16 protein-coding genes are annotated in these 15,824 nt (G+C 67.3%); 7 read left to right on the forward strand and 9 right to left on the reverse strand.

Features of this window, described 5'->3' with window-relative positions:
- Positions 1-90: 90 nt before the first annotated feature.
- From RTY13_RS09185 to RTY13_RS09195, 3 genes are read left to right on the forward strand one after another with little or no spacing between them, the layout of a single operon-like run.
- Positions 91-717, forward strand: a complete 627-nt coding sequence (locus RTY13_RS09185; protein WP_312782852.1) for a prepilin-type N-terminal cleavage/methylation domain-containing protein — start codon at positions 91-93, stop codon at positions 715-717.
- Positions 704-1,747: a type II secretion system protein GspK gene (locus RTY13_RS09190; protein ID WP_312782853.1), complete on the forward strand. Its 1,044-nt coding sequence runs from the start codon at positions 704-706 to the stop codon at positions 1,745-1,747. Before RTY13_RS09185 ends, RTY13_RS09190 begins: the two co-directional genes overlap by 14 nt.
- Positions 1,716-2,801 carry a hypothetical protein gene (locus RTY13_RS09195; RefSeq protein ID WP_312782855.1) on the forward strand — a complete coding sequence of 362 codons (1,086 nt, stop codon included), beginning with the start codon at positions 1,716-1,718 and terminating at the stop codon, positions 2,799-2,801. Before RTY13_RS09190 ends, RTY13_RS09195 begins: the two co-directional genes overlap by 32 nt.
- Here RTY13_RS09195 and RTY13_RS09200 read toward each other — a convergent pair.
- Both RTY13_RS09200 and gspG read right to left on the reverse strand, forming a co-directional pair.
- Positions 2,798-3,262: a type II secretion system protein gene (locus tag RTY13_RS09200; RefSeq protein ID WP_312782856.1), complete on the reverse strand. Its 465-nt coding sequence runs from the start codon at positions 3,260-3,262 to the stop codon at positions 2,798-2,800. The two genes, RTY13_RS09195 and RTY13_RS09200, sit on opposite strands and share 4 nt — an antisense overlap.
- The gene (gene gspG / locus RTY13_RS09205; protein ID WP_312782857.1) at positions 3,237-3,749 is read right to left on the reverse strand and encodes a type II secretion system major pseudopilin GspG; all 513 of its coding nucleotides are present in this window, start codon (positions 3,747-3,749) and stop codon (positions 3,237-3,239) included. The genes RTY13_RS09200 and gspG overlap by 26 nt, the downstream gene beginning before the upstream one ends.
- Before the next feature lie 134 nt (positions 3,750-3,883).
- Here gspG and RTY13_RS09210 point away from each other — a divergent pair, with 134 nt between their 5' ends.
- Genes RTY13_RS09210 through RTY13_RS09220 form a run of 3 tightly spaced genes read left to right on the forward strand, consistent with a single transcriptional unit; the run spans position 3,884 to position 7,343 of the window.
- Positions 3,884-4,522, forward strand: a complete 639-nt coding sequence (locus tag RTY13_RS09210; RefSeq protein WP_312782858.1) for a hypothetical protein — start codon at positions 3,884-3,886, stop codon at positions 4,520-4,522.
- Positions 4,519-4,986 carry a hypothetical protein gene (locus RTY13_RS09215; RefSeq protein WP_312782860.1) on the forward strand — a complete coding sequence of 156 codons (468 nt, stop codon included), beginning with the start codon at positions 4,519-4,521 and terminating at the stop codon, positions 4,984-4,986. The genes RTY13_RS09210 and RTY13_RS09215 overlap by 4 nt, the downstream gene beginning before the upstream one ends.
- Positions 4,987-5,003: 17 nt before the next feature.
- Positions 5,004-7,343 carry a secretin N-terminal domain-containing protein gene (locus RTY13_RS09220; RefSeq protein WP_312782862.1) on the forward strand — a complete coding sequence of 780 codons (2,340 nt, stop codon included), beginning with the start codon at positions 5,004-5,006 and terminating at the stop codon, positions 7,341-7,343.
- Positions 7,344-7,347: 4 nt separating this feature from the next.
- Here RTY13_RS09220 and RTY13_RS09225 read toward each other — a convergent pair whose 3' ends face one another.
- The 7 genes from RTY13_RS09225 to RTY13_RS09255 all read right to left on the reverse strand — a co-directional run bounded on the left by RTY13_RS09225 (position 7,348) and on the right by RTY13_RS09255 (position 15,011).
- Positions 7,348-7,776: a prepilin-type N-terminal cleavage/methylation domain-containing protein gene (locus RTY13_RS09225; RefSeq protein ID WP_312782864.1), complete on the reverse strand. Its 429-nt coding sequence runs from the start codon at positions 7,774-7,776 to the stop codon at positions 7,348-7,350.
- Complete coding sequence (locus RTY13_RS09230) at positions 7,776-8,984, reverse strand: type II secretion system F family protein (protein WP_312782866.1); 1,209 nt, start codon at positions 8,982-8,984, stop codon at positions 7,776-7,778. The genes RTY13_RS09225 and RTY13_RS09230 overlap by 1 nt, the downstream gene beginning before the upstream one ends.
- Positions 8,985-9,662, reverse strand: coding sequence for a class I SAM-dependent methyltransferase (locus RTY13_RS09235; protein WP_312782868.1), 678 nt, complete (start codon positions 9,660-9,662; stop codon positions 8,985-8,987).
- Positions 9,652-11,400: a GspE/PulE family protein gene (locus RTY13_RS09240; RefSeq protein WP_312782869.1), complete on the reverse strand. Its 1,749-nt coding sequence runs from the start codon at positions 11,398-11,400 to the stop codon at positions 9,652-9,654. Before RTY13_RS09240 ends, RTY13_RS09235 begins: the two co-directional genes overlap by 11 nt.
- A gap of 33 nt (positions 11,401-11,433) precedes the next feature.
- A complete protein-coding gene (locus RTY13_RS09245; protein ID WP_312782871.1) occupies positions 11,434-11,694 on the reverse strand; it encodes a hypothetical protein in 261 nt (86 codons plus the stop codon).
- A gap of 117 nt (positions 11,695-11,811) precedes the next feature.
- On the reverse strand, positions 11,812-13,212 hold the full coding sequence (locus RTY13_RS09250; RefSeq protein ID WP_312782873.1) for a hypothetical protein: 1,401 nt from the start codon (positions 13,210-13,212) through the stop codon (positions 11,812-11,814).
- A 227-nt stretch (positions 13,213-13,439) separates the two neighbouring features.
- Entirely contained in the window at positions 13,440-15,011 is a 1,572-nt protein-coding gene (locus tag RTY13_RS09255; RefSeq protein WP_312782874.1) for a methyltransferase regulatory domain-containing protein, read from the reverse strand.
- Positions 15,012-15,104: 93 nt separating this feature from the next.
- On the opposite strand from RTY13_RS09255, the gene RTY13_RS09260 reads away from it, so the two are divergent.
- Complete coding sequence (locus RTY13_RS09260; RefSeq protein WP_312782875.1) at positions 15,105-15,824, forward strand: class I SAM-dependent methyltransferase; 720 nt, start codon at positions 15,105-15,107, stop codon at positions 15,822-15,824.

Consider the following 15,824-nt stretch of genomic DNA (forward strand, 5'->3'; position numbering starts at 1 on the left):
CTGCATACCAGCCGCGAACATCAGCGCCAAGCTGAGGCGTGATCGCGCCCGATTGGCAGGGGCGTCGCGAAGCCCTATCAAGGCCCTGTGATGCAAACCGCCCGCCGCGCCGGCTTTTCCCTGATTGAAGCCCTGGTCGTCCTGGCGATCGGCGGCATGGCGCTGGCCGTCATCTTCTCGATCGGCATCAAGGCCGGCGACACCGGCTTTTCCCTGGGACGACGCGCCATGTCGGTCGCCGACGCCGATGTGGCCATCAGCGACCTGCGCGCCATCATCCGCAGCCTAAGCCTGCGCCCCCCCGCCACCATCGTCGAAGGCGTCGATCAGCCCATGGTCGCGGGGCCGGACCGGCTGGAGGCCGACGCCGTCATGGAACGCGCCACCGGCTGCGCGCCCCAGGGCTGGGCCGGACGCCTGACCCTGACCATCGAGACCCAAGGGGCGGAGCGCGTCGTCATGTGCCAGGCCGGGGCGCGCAAGACGCCGATCCTGACCCTGCCCCGCGGCTCGGCGGCCGCCGCCTTCTCCTATTCCCCCGACGGCGCGACCTGGAGCCCGTCGTTCGAGACACCCCGCGACGCGCCGATCAACATGGAGAATTTCCGCAGCCAGAGCCTGTGGGTGCGGCTGAACGGCGGCCCCAAGATGGATGTCGTGGACCTGGTCTATTCCGGCCAGCCCGCCCTGTGGATGCGGCCTAGTGCGGAGTTCTAGCGTCTTGCGCCGCGACGGCTTCGCCCTGCCAGCCGTCCTGGCTGTGACGGGGGTGGTGACGCTGATCTTCCTGGTGGCGATCACGGCGCTCGCCAGCCTGGCGGCGGAAGCGGCGTCGGCCCGGGCGCGGGTGCGCTTCCTGCAACGCGCCCTAACCGCCGAGGCGACCCTGTCCTACATGGCCGCTACAGAGCCGATACGGGCCTATGGCTTTTCCATCAACGACGTGCGCGGCTTCATGGACCTCGGCCAGACCGAGCCGCCGCCCAACCTGTCGGGCCTCCCGGTTGAGCCGATTCGCCTCGACGGGCGCCCCTTCCTGATGGAGGTCGACGGCCCTCTGGTCGTTCGCATGCGCGACGAGGCGGGGATGATCAACATGGCCCTGCTCTACGGCCAACCCTACGAGCGCCTGATGGAGCGTCTCGGCGTCGAGGCTGGGCAGCGTCAGGAAATGATCGCCCGCTATCAGGACTACGTCGATACCGACGACCTGAAGCAGCCGAACGGCGCCGAACGCGGCGACTATCCGGACGGCGGCCCCGCCAATCGCCGCCTGATGCGACCCGCCGAATGGTTGTCGATTCTGGGCGCGCGCGAGGCCGTGAACAAGAAGGCCTGGCGCGAGCTGCGCGACGACCTGGCCGCCGATCCCATGTCCGCCGCCATCAACGTCAACACCGCCAGCCCCACGGCTCTCGGCATCCTGTTCGGCATGAGCGAGGATCAGGCCCAGGCCCTGATCCGGGCGCGTGAACAGGCGCCCCTGATGTCCGCCGCCGACATCGCCAATGTGACAGGCATGCCGTTCGGCGAGGATTTCGAGCGCATCTACACCTATCCGGCGGGCGTGACCCTGGTCACCATCCGCGACACCCGGTCGGCCTGGACCTATCGGGCGCGGCTGACCCTGACGCCTTCCGGCCTTGAGCAACCGCTCTGGATCGATCAGACTGAACTGACAGAGGCCCCTCGCCGGGCCGTGGCCGACACATCCGATGCAACTCGACTTCCTTACGCCCCGCGTTGAGCGGCTCAGCGCCGACGGCGCGATCGACGTCGTCCATCCGGGCGGCGCCCTGGGCCGCGTCCTGCGTCGGCCCGTCCTGCTCCTGGCTCGCGATCTGTGCGCCTTCGCCCTGTTCCAGACCGCCGCCCTGCCGCGCGGTCGCCGCCGCCAGGCCGCCGTCCTGCACGCCCGCGTGGCCGCGCCCTATGTCGTCTCCGGCTCGGCTTTGAGCAAGGCAGGCGACGACTTCGGCGTCTGGTGGTGGGATGCGGATCGCGTCCAAGCCCTGCTGGAAACCGGCGTCGCCACGCCCTCTCGCCCGCTCATCCGCCCCGAGACCCTGGCCCAGCCGCGCGGCGACGCCTGGCGGATCGTCCGACTGAAAGCCGGTTACGAAGCTCAACTGTGGCGCGGCAAGGCCCTGGTCGCCTCGGCCTGGCGACGTGAGCGTTACGACGCCCCTGCCTGGTCGGCCTTCGTGCGGTTGCAGCGGGCGGACGAGGCCGCCCCCGATCATCCGCCCGCCCCTGCCGACCTGCCGATCGCCTTCGACAATCCCGACGCCTTCGCCATGGCGGCGCCTGAGCTCACGCGCGAGCAGATGGCCCTTCTGGTCGGCGGCGGCGTGGCCCTGGCCTCGGTCTGCTTCGGCGCCTTCCTGTTCGGTCAGGGTTACCAGCTGTCCAAAGACGCCGGCCGCGTCGAAGTCGAAATAGCCGAGATTCGCGCCGCGACGCCGCTCGCCGCCGCCGTGCGCAACCTGGACGCCAGCCAGAAGAAGCTGATCGCCTATCGCCGCATCGAAGCGCAGACGAGCCCCCTGAGCGCCGCCGGCGCCGCCATCGGCATCCTGGCCTTCCATGACCTGACGCCGACCTCGGTGAACGCCGAGACCGAGACCCTCAGCTTCAGCCTGCCCTATGCCGCGATCGACAAGATCGCGCCTCTGGTCGAGGAACTGGAAAGCTCGGGCTATTTCCACGATGTCCAGCCACGGACCGACGGAACGGGCCAGACCTTGACGGTGGAAATGAAGGTGCGTGAGGAGGCTCCGCCGTTGACGCCGGAACCCTAGGTCCCGCGTCCTTTCTTCGGGACGTCCTGCAGGCGCATGAAGCGGCAGGTTCCGTCGTCGGCCCGCAGGGTCATGACCACCCGGTCCTGATTGATCAGATTAGCGCTGACGGTCGAGCAACCGCCGCCCTCGGCGATGTCCAGGGCTGGCGCCAAGGTATAGCGCCAGGGCGCCCGCAGCTGCAGAAGGCGGTCGCCCTCGGTTTTGGGCATGGAGGGATCGACGATCCGCACAGGTTCGCCGGTCCGGTTGGCCTCGCGTCGCAGGTCGGACACCTGACGTTGGAACTCGAAGAAGACGGCGTGCGAGGTGGTCTGATCCAGCATCCGCGCCGTGGACGGCATGATGATGGCGGTGCTCAGAGCGAAGATCGCCAGCACCACCAGAACTTCGATCAGGGTGTAACCGCCCCGGGCGGGCCGGGACGGCGCAGGATCAGCGGGCCTGATCGGAACTGACATCGGCGTTGACGCCCTGGCCGCCTTCGGCCCCATCGGCGCCGTAGCTGATGACGCGGGCGCGATTGTCGGGCGCGACCTCGCCCGCGGTAGGAGCCGCAGGGGCGACATAGATGTAGGGGCGGGCCCAGGGATCGGACGGCAGAGCCTTGTCCAGATAGGGGCCGGACCAGCCAGGCACGGTTTCGGCGTTGGCCTGCATCAGCAGGGCCAGGCCCTCCTGCTCGGTCGGCAGGCGGCCGATGTCCAGACGCATGGTCTCCAGCGCCGCTTCCAGCGAACGGATCTGCAGACGCGCCGTCTGGGTCTTAGATTTATCCAACTGCGCAAACAGACGCGGCCCCACAACCGCCGCGATCAAAGCAATGATCGACAGGACGACGAGGATTTCGAGCAGGCTGTAGCCCTCGCGGGCCTTACGGCCACGCTGATGCGACGGGGCCACGATCAGCGAAAAACGGTGACGGAGACGGGAACGGCCGCAATGCATCAAACGATCGCCTTGGATTTCTAAGCTGTTATGGGCTTTTAACGGTTGCTATAGCTCACGGCTCTTGGGGGGTCGATGCGAAATGCAGGCCCGAGCGCCGCAACACTGACACGGGACGCATCTTGCAGGGTTTCTTGGCTGACATGGTCGCTTCGACGCGTGCGTCGATCGAGACGCTGAAGGACCGCATGCGCCGCACCACGATGCGCGAGCGCATCCTGCTGGGAGGGCTGGTTCTGGGCGCCGCCGTCTATGCCCCTGTCGCCGCGCTGGAGTGGCGCACGGCCCAGGCCGACCGTTACATCGACGCCCTGACCGAACAATCGACCGCCCGCCTGACCGCCAACGCCGCGCGCCGCATCGCCGACGGCGCCGCTGATCGCCTGGCGCTGGACGACATGAACGGCTGGGGCTTCGAGGCCGGCAATCCGGCGGTCGCTCAGGTGCTGATCGAACAGCGCCTGCTGGAAGCCGCCATGGCGACCGGCCTGCCCAATCCGCGCATCACGACCAACGCCAAGGTCGAGGCCATAGGCCCGACCCAGTGGCTGGAGGCTGAGGTTCAGTCGGACCTGCGCTGGGGTCCCGCCTTCGCCTTCCTCGACAAGCTCGGCGAATGGCCCGAGGGCTTCCGCGTCACGGCTTTCCGCTATGAGGTCACGCCGCCCAATCCGTTGCTGGTCGGCACGCCCGACGCGCCCCCGCCCAGCGGAAAGCTGCGCATCGGCCTGGCCTTCCCTGTGCGGATCGCCAATCCTGGAGCGGCGTCATGAAGCCCCTGTTGTGGGCGGTCCCGCCGGTGCTGCTGGGCTTGGCCTTCCTGACGGGCGCGGCCTATCCTGGTCGCCCTGATGAGCCGCCGGCCGTGGTGCGCGGTCAATCTGCGCGTGCGGGCGCGATCTTGCGTCCGGGCGAAAGCGCCGTGGGCGCCGTGGCCTTCCTGAAGACGCTGCGGTCGGATCCCCCGCCGCCGCCGCCGCCGCCGCCGCCTCCCCCGCCGCCGCCGCCTCCCCCGCCCCCCGACGTGGCGGTGACCTTCAAGGCGGCCCTGCGCGGGGTTGAACGCAATCCAGCGACGGGACGTCAGCACGTCCTGGTCAGTGACGCCTCGGGCGGCGTCTCGACCCTCAGCGAAGGCGGTCGCTACGGCGACGGCTGGCGTATCAAGAACATTTCGGCGGAAGCCGTGACCCTGGCCAAGGGACGCGAGATGCGCGTCATCCGGGTGTTCGGTTGAGTATCGAGGAAAATGGCATGACGACCCTGACCCACCGCCCTGCCGCGACCGTCCTGCGTCGCGCCGGTCTGCGCGCCGCTGTCTGTCTCGCGCCCATGGTCATCCTGGCGGGCTGCGCCGCCTTCCCCGAGATGAACACCATGGTGTCGCGTCCCGACACGCGGGTCGAAGGCTCATCGCAGGACGGCCTCATCGGCGGCGGCGTCAACGTGGATCGCGGCTCGCGCAGTACCGCCGGCATCACCACCACGACAATTCCCGGCGCCGCTGCGCCTGCCGGTCCGGCCCGTCAGCCCGCAACGTCGGAACAGATCGCGGCCCTGGTCTCGGACGAGATGGTGGACGCCAACCTCTCGCCCCAGTCGATTCCGCAGTTCGCCGCCACTGTCTTCGGCGGCGTGCTCAAGGTGCCCTTCACCCTGGCCCCCGACGTCGCCACGCGCACCGAAGTCATCGCCGGCGGCAGCGGCGGCCCGATCAGCAAGCGCGCCCTGTTCGCCCTGACGCAACAGGCGCTGAAACAGTACGGCGTCGAGGTCTATGCCGACGGCGGTTTCGTCACCGTGGGCGCCGCGTCGCAGGGCACGGGCGTCGAGGTCAACCGCAACCGCACGCCTTCCAGCTCGGCCGGTCGGGTGGTGCAGTTCTATACGGTCCAGACCATCGAGGTGAGCGCCCTGCAGGGCCTGCTGCAGGACCTCTATCCCAATCTGTCCGGCGCCCGCATCACGCCTGATCAGTTGAGCAACAGCCTGATCATCTCCGGTCCGGGCCGCGAGGTGGCCCAGGTCGTCCGCGCGCTGCGCGAGATCGACCAGCCGCGCTACGCCGGCGCCGAGGTGCTGCGCATCGAGCCGTCCTTCTGGGCCACAGAAGCTCTGGCTGAAGCGCTGAGGCGGACTCTGGTGACGGAAGGCTATGTCATCGCCTCGCAAGATAGGGCGAACGGCGCACTAAACATCCAGTCCTTCCCGAGCGCCAACCAGATTCTGATCTTCGGCCGCGATCCCGAGGTCCTGGCCCGCGCCCGCTACTGGGCCGAGACCCTGGATCAACCCGCCGCTCTCGGCGACAAGGCCTCGACCTTCGTCTACCAGGTCAAGAACACCGACGCTGCCTCCCTGGGTCAGATGGCCATGGGTCAGGCGCCGACGACGGCCCAGCCGCGCGCGCCCGTCGGCGTTCCCGGCACGCCGGCCGTGCAGATCGCGGGCGCCAACGGCGGCGCCCAGACCAACGCCAACGGGCAAGGCTCCACCCCGCCGATCGGCCAGGGCGGTCAGTTCATGAACGGCCGGGTGCTGACCGACCCGGTCGGCAACCGCATCATCTTCACCGGCACGGCGACCGAGTTCGCCCAGCTTCGCGGCCTGCTGACCACCCTGGATACGCCTGCGCCCCAGGTGGTGATCGAGGTCATGATCGCCGAGGTCACCCTGACCGACAACACCAGCCTGGGCGTGCAGTTGTTCGGCACGGAGACGCGCGGCGACGGCGTCCTCAGCGGCGGCACCGAGGGCATTGAACTCGGCGGCGGCGGATTGTTGATGAGCTTCATCGGCCCGGAGTTCCGAGCGCGCCTGAACGCCCAGGCGTCGAACAACCGCGTCAACATCCTGCAACGGCCCCAACTGGTCGCCCGCAGCGGCGGCACGGCCCGCTTCCAGGTCGGCTCCGACGTGCCGATCATCACCTCGCAGCGCGCCAGCGACAACCAGAGCAACAACGGCACGGACATCCTGCAAAGCGTCCAGTACCGCCAGACCGGCGTGATCCTGGACCTGCAGCCCGTGGTCTACGGCGACCGAGTCGACATCACCATCAGCCAGGAAATCTCCGAGGTCGGCGAATCAACTAACCGCGCCATCGCCAGCCCGCCGATCCTGAACCGCAGCCTGACCACCCAGATCGCCATCACCGACGGCTGGACCGGAGTTCTCGGCGGCCTGATCAGCAACAACTACAGCAAGGTCAACAACGGGATACCCTTCCTCAAGGATGTCCCGCTCGTGGGTTCAGCCTTCCAGAATAATACGACGAAGGGCACCCGCACCGAACTGCTGATCCTGATCACTCCCCATGTCTTGCGGGGCGATGAGGACATGGCCGATTACGCCGAGCGCTACGCCAGCGACATGAACTCCGCCTTCCGCACCGGACGCGGCTGGTCCTATACGCTGACGCCGTTCAACGTCGGCTTCGGCGTGCGCGGCGTGGGCTTCGACCTGCCGTCGCCGAGCCGGGCGTCTGAGCGTCGCGCCGCCGAAAAACCGGCTGGAGCGGCCGCCGCCCCCACATCGCCCGCCGTGCCTGACGTCACGGTCACGCCCCCTCCGGCCGAACCAGCCGCCGACTGAGGGCCTAGCCCTCGAAGGCCTGCAGCCGACGCCAGCCCATGCGGTCGAACACGAGAGGCGCGGGGGGGCGTCCCTGCGCCCGTTCGACCCCGACCGTGACCTGATAGAGTTGGACCTCGAAGACCCCGTCGCCAGCCGGGAAGCCCGCATTGACGCGGCGCTCGCTCATGGGTTCGGCCGACCAGACGATCGTGTCCCCGCCCGGCAGTTCGATTCGCCCCTGCGGCTGCTGCATGGGATTGAGGTTGCGCGTCAAAGCCAGGGCGTTCTCCTGGGCCGCCACCTGCTCGACGGCCAGGGCCGCGCGCTGCTGGCTGCGGGTCATCTGAATCTGCAGCTCAAAGATGGCCATCAGGGTCATCGAGGCGATGGCCAGGGCCACAAGGGCCTCGATCAGGCTGAAGCCGTCGCGCCCCCGCGCCAACGCCGTCATCAGACGACGCCTTCGTAGACGCTCGACAGGGCCAGAACCAGCGACAGGGCCACGAAGCCGACGACGATGGAGATGATGCCGATGGCCATGGGCTCCAGCAGGGCCGTCATCCGCTTCATCCGGTCGCGCAGCCGCGCCTCGTAGTTGTCGGCCATGAAGCCGAACATGGCGCCGATGGCCCCCGACTTCTGGCCCGCGCGCAGCAGGCTGAGGTCCATGGCTTCCAGCCGGGTGTGCGCCCCCAGCGAGGCGTCCAGCGTCATGCCGGCGCGCAGGTCGCTGTCCAGCAGGTCGAGCCCCTGACGGAAGGGGCCGATCGGCACCGCCGCCCGCGCCAGGGCCGCCGCCGACAGCAGGGGCACGCCATTGTTCAAGGCAAAGGCCGTCAGCCGCGCCCAAGAGGCGATCTCGCGCGCCTGGATCACGGCGCCCACGACCGGCAGACCGTGAGCGACGGTATAGGCGCGCTCGCGAAAGGCCTTGTTGGTCACGATGAAGAAGATGGCCCCGGCCAGCAGGAGCGCGACCGCGCCGACTACGCCCAGGTTGGCGTTGGCGAACTCGCCGGCTTCCAGAACCCAGCGCGACATGGCGGGAATGTTCTCCCGGTCGTCGCCGATCATGGTGGCGAAGCGCGGCACCACCTGGGTGAAGATGAAGCCGATAGCGGCCACCCCGGCGAAGCCGAGGAAGCCCGGATAAGTCATGGCGTTGGCGAAGTCGCGCTGCAGCCTGTCCTCATAGGCCATCTGCTCGGCGGCCTCTTTCAGCACGTCGGCGATGCGGCCCGAGGCCTCGCCGACGCGGGCCATGGCGTAGACATAGTCGGGGAATCCGGGGACGTGCTCCTCCAGGGCGTCGCCGAGCGAATCGCCGCGCCTCAGGGCGCCGATGGCGGCCTGGAACTGGCGCTTGCCCTTGCGGGCCTGCATGCCCTGGGCGACCGTATCCAGCGCCTCCAGCAGGGAGACGCCCGCTTCCAGCATCAGCGCCATCTGGCGCAGCACCAGCACCCGCTCGCCCGTCTTCAGGCCCCGTTCGCGGCCCTCGGCCTTGGCGGCGGCGGCGGGCTTGATGCGGACGACCGTCAGGCCGTCAGCGGCCAGGCGACGCATGGCCACGGCCTCGTCGGCGGCGCCGATCAGGCCCTTGACCATCCGCCCGTCGCGACCGGCGGCCTCATACTGGAAGGTCAGTTGATCGGTCATCTAAAGCTTGCGGAAACAGGCCATGCGCTGACCGCGCGGGTGATCCCACTCTCCGATCGGCTCGAAGACCCACTGGGCCGGCTCCACCGTCCAGGCCAGATCGCTCAGACGGTAGTGATAGGGGTCCTGATAGTCGTAGGTCGTAACCCCGCCACCCGGCTGGGCCAGGGGCGTGAACAGGTCCTGACCGTCCAAGCACTCGAAATAGGTGGCGAAGAACCGCCCGCCCCTGGCCATGTGCGGGGCGAGATTGTGCAGGCAGCGGCGCAGGTGGTTCAGAGGCAGGTGGGTGAAGACCGACTGGGCAATGGCGACATCCATCGGCTGGGTCAGAAAGTCGAAGCTGAAGTCGTCGTTGACGCCGAAATGATCCCACGGCGTCTTGGCGCGACCGGCTTCGTCCAGTTCCTGTTCGTATCCCGCGCGGATCAGGGACACATTGAGATCCGAACCGAAGTAGCGATCGGCGTCGAGATAGGCGACGGCCCGCGCCCCGAGGCGCAGCGAGCCGCAGCCGACGTCGAGCAGACGGTGATGCCGTTGCATCCCCTGGGCGATCAGGAAGCGCATCTGCAAATCGCCGATCTCGTCCCACATGCCGCCGATGATCTCGCGGTGGCGGCCGTCGCGCACGCCCTCGCCGACGGCGCCCTGATCGTAATAGCCGCTATGGGACACTGGACGCTCCTTCGGCTCCGGCGATTCGATAGACTTCGGACAGGGCCGTCTCGCCGCGACGCGCCTTCAGGAAGCCGTCGTCGGCGAAGCTGAGGAAGCCCTCGCTGCGCGCGGCGGCGGTCAACTGGTCCTCGTCGGCCGAGGCGCGCATGCCGGCGATGATGGCTGACGACATGGGGGCCAGTTCATAGACGCCGACCCGGCCACGGAAGCCGCTGCCGCCGCACTTGGCGCAGCCCACGGGCTCGCGCCAGGCGGCGGGCTCGCGTTTGGCCACGGCGCGCAGGTGGGCGGGAATGGCCATGTCGTGGACCTTGGCCTCGGCGGCGGTCGAGGGACGGGCGCAATCGCTGCACAGGCGGCGAATCAGGCGCTGACCCGCCACGCCGCGCATGACGTCGGCCAGCAGATAGTCCTCGATGCCGAGGTCCAGCAGACGCGGAATGGCGGCCAGGGCCGTATTGGTGTGGACGGTCGAGATGACCATGTGGCCGGTCAGGGCGGCCTGGACGGCGATCCGCGCGGTTTCAGGGTCGCGGATTTCGCCGATCATGATGACGTCGGGGTCCTGACGCAGGATGGAGCGCAGGCCGGCGGCGAAGGTCAGTCCGATCTCGGAGCGCACCCGCACCTGGATGACGCCGGGCAGGTCCAGTTCGACCGGGTCCTCGACGGTGATGATCTTGCGCTCGCCGTCGTTCAGGTGGGTCAGCAGGCGATAGATGGTCGTAGTCTTGCCCGAACCGGTCGGACCGGTGATCAGGAAGACGCCGTTGGGGTGTTCAGCCAGACGCAGGAAGCCCGCTTCCTGTTCGGCGCTGACGCCCAGTTCGGACAACTGCGGCAGGCGGCTGGTCTTGCCCAGCAGACGCAGGACGATGGATTCGCCCCAGGAGCACGGCAGGGTCGAGACCCGCAGATCGACCTCCTGGCCCGAGACGCGAATCGACTGGCGGCCGTCCTGCGGCAGGCGGCGCTCGCCGATGTCCATGCCGCTGAGCAGCTTGATGCGCGAACAGACGGCGTCGAAGTTGGAGCGCGGGGCGCTGCGGGCCGTCGTCAGGACGCCGTCGATCCGCATACGGACCAGGAAGCGGTCCTCGTAGGGTTCGACGTGGACGTCGGACGCGCGCCGCGTCAGGGCTTCGGCGAAGACGGCGTTGACGAAGTCGATGGTCGGCGCTTCCTGCGCCAGTTCGCGCAGCCGGGCGGCGTCTGCGCCCGCGCCGGCCGTTCCCACGTCCAGCGTCGGGGCGTGGTCGCGGCTGAGATCCTCGGTCAGGGCCTCGATCAGCGAACGCTGGGCCAGAAGGAAGACGACAGGCTCGGCCGTCGCCTGACTGATTCGCTCGGCCAGGGCGGGGTCCATCGGCTGGACGGCGGCGCACAGGATGCGCGAATCGCCGCCCTCCCCCTCGCGCCAGGCCACGGCCTCACGTTCGGCCCACCAGCCCAGGGGCGAGCGGATCTCTTCGAGGAAGGTCGAGATGCGTTCCGGCGCCGGCCCGTCCTCGGGCAGGAGGATCGGCAGGTCCAGTTGTTCGGACAGGACCTCCAGAAGCTGGGCTTCGGACAGGGCGCCCAGGCGCACCAGGTTGAGCCCGATCAAACCGCCGTTCTGGCCCTGTAGCGACAGGGCGTTGGCGATGTCGGCGGGGCGCACCAGACCGCGCTCGACCAGGACCTCGCCCAGGCGGGCGCGAGCGAGGATCGGACGGACAGCGGCGGTCTGGGTCACGCGTGGATGCTCCGACGACGGAAGGGTCAGGTCCTAGCCCTGAAGCTCGGGGATCAGGCCCAGCACGACCGGACGCATGTTGGTCGCGGCCGGCGCCATCATGCGCAGGAGGTTGATCGTATTTCCGGCCGCGCCGCCCAGGTTGAAGGTGGCGTTGTTGAACCGGCAGTTGTCAAAGCCAGGCGGCACGCCGCCGTCGTAATTCAGAAGGGCGTCGTTGAAATCGACATTGATGAAGACGTTGCCGTCCAGCGTCACGGCGCCGGTCAGGGTTTGATCTTTGAATTCAGCCACGGGGCTCTCCGACGCAAAACAGGTCCGAGTGATAGCCGTTCAGCGGCCTGTGGCGCAAAAGAAAAGGGGAGGGCGTAAGCCCTCCCCTTCCTTTGTCTGAGACTAAGACGGCGAGTCTTAGTTTTGCGGCTCTGCGCCAGCGGCCGAACGGCCCAGCGAGACTTCCGACAGGGCACCGTTGACGGTGCTCTGAACGAAGCGACGGACGATCAGGTCGGCCGGTTGGGCTTCGACGGTCAGACGGATGTCGCCGCGACCGAAGTTGGCACCAACCAGGGTTTCGATCTGACCGCTGGTCAGAACAACTTCACCGCCCTTGGCGATCGACGCGGCGACCGGGATCAGGGTGGTGCTGACCGGGGTGCCGGCCGAGCTGGTCAGCAGTTCCAGCGACACCGGGCCGGTCTTGGCGCCGACGTTGGCGATGCGGATGACCGTGTTGCTGGTCGAGGACGTGGCCAGGGTGCCCGAAGCCACCCACGGCACCATGTAGGAAGCGCCGTCGCGGACGATCGAACGCAGCGACTGAGCAGCGTAGGCGCCTTGAGCAGCGAAGGCCGAATCCAAGGTCAGGTCAGCAGCGACCGTGTAGGTCGAAGCGGCGATGGCGACCGGCGTGGACTTGGGAGCAGCAGCGAACGTCACGGCAGCCGGACCCGACGCGTTGACGACGCCCGAAGCCGGAACGTTGCCAGCCGTGACATCCGCACCGGTGAAGCCGATGTCGACCGTGGCGATAGCACCCTTGACGGCGTACTTGACAGCCGTCACGTCGCCAGCAGCCACAGCGCGCGAACCGGTGCCGATGCCGGTATAAGCGTTCGATGCGACCGTGACTTCAGCGGTGCCGAGCGTCTTGTTGGTGCCCAGAGCCTTGAAGTCCGGCAGCAGAGCCGTGACGTTGCCAGCAGCAGCCGGCGTGACCTTCAGAGCGAAGGCCGGAGCGAAGCTGAACAGGTTGACAGCGGGAGAGCCGCCTGCGGCAGGCTTAAAGGTCGAGGCCGTGGCGCCGTCGATGGCGGTGCCGGCTTCGGTGCGCAGGTCGGTCGAAACGTTGACGTTCGACGTACCGTTCAACTTGACCGGGATATCAATGGTGATCGGCTGAGCCGGAGCAGCCGGGGAAGTCATAGCACCCTTACAGTTGTTCAGGGTCGAGACCAGGAAAGTGACACTCGAGTCGTCCTTGCCGCCGCCAGCCGACGGAGTGACGGTCGGGGCGCAACCGCCCAGACCACCGATAGCGGCCGAGGTCACAGGCGCGCCGAAGGTTGCGCCGCCGTCCAGCGAAATCTTCAGGATGGCGTTGCCTTGCGGCAGGATAGCGTTGTCCGACGGGGTCAGAGCCAGCGACACCGTGCCCGACAGGCTGGCGGCGGCGGCTTCCGTGGCGATGACGCGGTTCTGCGTGACGATCGAAGTGCCAGCAGCGTTGGGCGACAGGGTGCCCGCGTGAGCGGCACCGGCCACTGCGAGCGTGGTCAGCGCAGCAGCGCCGAGCAGGGTTTGTTTCTTCATGGGATCCCCCAAAAGGTCCAAAAACAGCCAGATTGCAGTCAAGAGGCGAATTCAGCTGACCGCGTTACGCTGCCCGCCTGCTCCTCAGACCTTCGCTTATTGAACGGCGCAGAGCGCGTAGTCAACCACCACGCGAGGTTTGAATTGCATCAGTTTTGTCGAAAGGGTCAAATCGACGATTTTCAAAACCTTTGTTGCGCATTTGCAACCGCAAGGTAAAGCTTTGTTCACTTTTTGTGGCGGGTTTTGGGCAGCGACATGGCGAACGTCGCTCCCAGAGCCTGTAAAAGCGGCGATTTCTGCTTGATGAAGACTTCGGCCTGAGCGCGAAGCTCTGCAATATTGGCCTCTGCGGTCTCAATCGTCTTTCCATCCTTGATCATCAGCCGCCCTTCAGCGCTCAAGATCGACCAGACCTGATCCGCGATAACCTCGGGATTCGATGCCCCACGCCGAAGCATGTCGGCTATAAGCTGTGTCACACGGTCCATAGCCACCGCTCCACCCAGCTGAGACGAGGCGACAAATGGAAACTCTTCGCCTTGCTGGACGCGATCCAGAATGGTCGCATTCATCCGCTCGACGCTCCCCTTGGCTTCCGTCGCCGCCTTTACGGACTGGGCGGGCACGACCAGATTGGTGGCGAGCAGGACCACAGCAGCCTGCAGCACCATCAAGGGATCCAACCCCGCAGCAGCCACGGCCGTCTGAATCTCGCCTATGGTATGCGGCTGGTGGTCCGACAGAAGGCTCAGAATCGGCCGATAAACCTCTTCCTGAAGCGTGACCTGACGTCCGCTCAACTCGAGCGTCATGCTGACGCTTTCTACCGGCGCGACGAGAGCGATCCGCTGCTCTGCCAACATCTGCATCCGACGCCGGGGGGAAGGCGTCTCGCCGCCCTTGATCCAGATGTCCTTGCGGAACTGCTGGTTGACGATGAAGTCGCGTACGCCCTGGGTGAGGAGGTCGGTGGGCGCGGCGTCGATCTGAGCCTTCTGTTCCGGCGTCATCCAGATCTCGTCCAGCATGTCGCTGTAGTTGGCCGAACAAGCGAAGTTAAGCTTGGCTGCAGACAGCATGTCCGCGACCTCGCTGAAATACATCGGCTTCCAGTCGCGGTTGAAGTACTCGTGCGCCAGATAGCGCCGATCCATGCCCTTCATCTGGGCGAATCGCTCAGCGATCTGAGGGTTAGCCGCCAGATAGGCCGGCTCTGCGGCGAACAAGGCTTCAACATGAGCCAAGGCGGCCTCAACCTTGGTCTCGGTGGCCAGACCGGGCGCGGACAGGGTGGCGGCGTGCTGGGCCATCAGCTGGCGCAGCGGCATGGCCGCAGCCCAACCCGGCAGAGTGTTGTAGCTGATATAGACCACGCCGCCGACGCGCAGCTTGCGCCGAATGAAGTCGACGATCAGGGCGCGGTTCTCTTCCGAGATCCAGCTCCAGACGCCGTGCAGGCCAATGTAGTCGAAGTCGGGCAGGTCTTCGCGGGCGAAGAACTCGGCGAAGCTTTCGTCCGTCAGTTGCGCCTTGGAGCCCGCCGCCTCGGCCAGGCCAGCGGCAAAAGCCGCATGCGACGGATTGAAGTCATTGCCGTACCATTCCACGTCCGGCTGGGCCGCGGCGTGCATATTGACCGATACGCCCTGGCCGAAGCCCAATTCGCAGGCGGTGCGGATGCGCGGCGGCGCATAGCCTGCGTTCAGCAGGGCGATCGGCAACCGGGCCGGATTCAACTCTGCATAATACTGGCTGCTATAGCCGATGTCGGCCACATAGCCTGCGGTCCAGTCCATACGATCACTCCCCTCACGTCGTTTGCATCCCAGCCGTTACCCGCTAAGGCAGCCGTTGAAAACAGCAACGGCCCGGCCGGAGATGGAAAACCGATGAACGTGCGCGACTTCAGCAATGAGCAGGCCCGGGAACTGTCGGCCGGGGCCGGCCACTATCGGAGCTTCGTCGGTCCCGCCTATCGCTATGACCTGCTGGGCGGGTCGCAGTTCTCGCTGCTGTTCCTGCTGGGACTGCGTGAGCATCACAAGCTGCTGGACTTCGGTTGCGGCTCGCTGCGGCTGGGGCGGATGGCCATCCCCTATCTGGCCGCAGGAAAATACTTCGGCGTCGAGCCCGAGGCCTGGCTGATCGCCGACGGCCTGGCGCGCGAGATCGGCCGCGAGGTCCAGGAGGTCAAGCGCCCCCGCTTCGACTACAACACCGACTATCGCACCGACGTCTTCGGCGAGCGCTTCGACTTCATCATCGCCCAGTCCATCTTCTCGCACACCGGCGACGAGGCGACGCGCAAGGCCCTGCATTCCTTCGCCGGATCGCTGACCGACACCGGCCTGATCGTCGCCAACTGGCTGATCGGCGAAGAGACGGCGGAACTGGCGCCGGAGACCTGCGGCTGGGTCTATCCGGAATGCGTGCCCTTCGCCCGCGAACGCGTCGAACGGCTGGCCGCCGAGGCCGGGCTGGCCGTGCGCTTCTGCCCCTGGCCGCACGGTGGCGGGCTGAGCTGGTTCGTGATGGCGCGCTCTGCCGAGATGCTGCCGACGGAAGAAGAGCTGGCCCGTCTGGCCGTGCCGCCGCTGGAACGGCCCTGA

Source organism: Brevundimonas sp., assembly GCF_032055285.1.
Taxonomy (GTDB): Bacteria; Pseudomonadota; Alphaproteobacteria; order Caulobacterales; family Caulobacteraceae; genus Brevundimonas.